1 protein-coding gene is annotated in these 1,954 nt (G+C 62.3%); it reads left to right on the top strand.

Annotation, left to right across the window (positions count from 1 at the left end; genetic code table 11):
- The first annotated feature begins 411 nt into the window (after positions 1 to 411).
- Entirely contained in the window at positions 412 to 1,635 is a 1,224-nt protein-coding gene (locus tag JQ627_RS38865) for an ABC transporter substrate-binding protein (RefSeq protein WP_212489595.1), read from the top strand.
- The last annotated feature ends 319 nt before the right edge of the window (positions 1,636 to 1,954 follow it).

The following is a 1,954-nucleotide window of genomic DNA, read 5'->3' as shown; positions in this document are numbered from 1 at the left end:
AGTGGGAGACACCCAAAGAATCCAGTTCCAACCGCTTCGCAACGCCCATCCGCCGCCATATGCGATTCCCCTACCCCGCAAGGGGGGAGGGAGCGCAGCGTGCTGCGCGGTGAGAGCTGAGTTCAAAACTTCAAGCGAAAACTCAGCGCGAGTCGCCTTCACCTTGACCCAACCACACGCACAGGTGCGTTCCCTCCCCCCTTGCGGGGGAGGGCTAGGGAGAGGGGTGCCACACGGCGCGCTCTCTCGATTGAACGGCCCGTCAACACGCCTGCCGTTTCGTTCGGGCTGCCATGCGCTGCTTTGAAGCGGGGCAACACGCCACAGCTTTGCCAAACGCTTGACGTAGATCAACTCGCCTTGGTGCGGATCAAGCCGACCTCGTTGGGGGTCAACGACAAGGTGTCGAGCATGCGCGTCACCGGCAGACTGCTGTTCGTCTTGATTGCCGCTCTCGCCTCTCTGGGGGCGATGTCGCAGCAGCGCTCAGAGCAGCCCATTTCCGACGATGAAATCCGTATCGGCAATGTCATGCCGTATTCGGGACCGCTGTCGGAATTCGGCGCCATCGGCCAGGCGGAAGCCGCCTATTTCGACATGGTCAACGCGCGCGGCGGCATCAACGGCCGCAAGATCCGCTTCATCACGCGCGACGACAATTCCGATCCGGCGACCGCGCTGGAGCTGACGCGCAATCTGGTCGAGAAGGACGACGTGCACCTGATGTTCGGCTCGTTCGGCACGCCCGGCAATCTCGCCACGCGCTGGTACCTGAACGAGAAGAGAATCCCGCAGCTGTTCGTCGCCTCCGGCGATGAGGAGCTGAGCCAGGCCAAGGCGTTTCCCTGGACCATGGGCTGGCAGCCGTCGTTCCGGTCGGAAGGGCGCATCTATGCCAACTACATCCAGGCCTATTACCCCAAAAAGAAGATCGTGGTGCTCTGGCAGAACGACCAGTTCGGACGCATGCTCTACAGGGGCATCCAGGAAGGTCTTGGCGACCTGAACCGTCTCGTTCTCGTCGACATCGCCTTCGACATCGCCGATGAGCATCTCGAAGGGCACGTCTCGATCCTCAAGCGCGCCGGCGCCGATATTTTCGTCTTTCTCGGCGTGCCGTCGACGGCGTCCAAGGTGATCAAGCTGGCGGCGTCACTCAACTGGCGCCCGGTCATCATCGTCAACGACGCCTCCGCCTCGATCGCCAATGCGATGGCGCCCGCGGGCCTCGAGAATTCCGCCGGCGTGATCTCGGCGGCTTTTCTGAAGGATCCGAGCGACCCCGCATGGAAGAACGACCCCGCCATGAAGGACTGGTTCGCCTTCATGGACAAGTATCATCACGTCGAAAGCACCAACAACAGCGCGGCGCTCTATGGCTACGCCGCGGCCGAGGCGCTGACGCAGGTGCTGAAGCAATGTGGCAACGACCTGTCGCGCGATAACATCATGCGTCAGGCGGCTTCGCTCAGGGACCAACAGCCTTCCGTCGCCTTGCCCAACATCAGGATGAATACTTCGCCGAACAGCTACCTGCCGATCAAGCAGATGCGGCTGGTGCAGTTTGACGGCAGGTCGTGGCAGCCCTTCGGCGATGTGATCGAGACCGCGTTCACGGAGGGCGCGGCGCGGTAGGCCGACTCAGACGCACTTTTTCCTGGGCCACCTACCCGCTAACGCGGGACTTCACCTTTCGCGTTGTAAGGTCGGCGCTTTCCCTCCCCTGGAGGGGGAGGGTCGGCTCATGTTGAGCGAAGCGAGACATGAGACGGGGTGAGGTGACGGTCCATCCTCAGTGAACATTGCCCGCGTGGAGAGATCACCCCACCCCGCTACGCATTCCGCTTCGCTACATGCGCAGCGACCCTCCCCCTCCAGGCAGGGCTATCGCATGTAGCCGAGGAGTTCGAAGAGGAAGGCATCGTTCCAGCCGGCCCGCTTGAGCTTGAGGCGT

Source organism: Bradyrhizobium liaoningense, assembly GCF_018130785.1.
GTDB lineage: Bacteria > Pseudomonadota > Alphaproteobacteria > Rhizobiales > Xanthobacteraceae > Bradyrhizobium > Bradyrhizobium liaoningense_A.
The sequence above is the reverse complement of the archived record's forward strand: the minus strand, read 5'-3'. Positions and strand labels throughout refer to the sequence as shown.

Bases quoted from the DNA above. Each gene is read 5' to 3' on its own strand.
- JQ627_RS38865 (WP_212489595.1), top strand. From the start codon at position 412: ATGCGCGTCACCGGCAGACTGCTGTTCGTCTTGATTGCCGCTCTCGCC.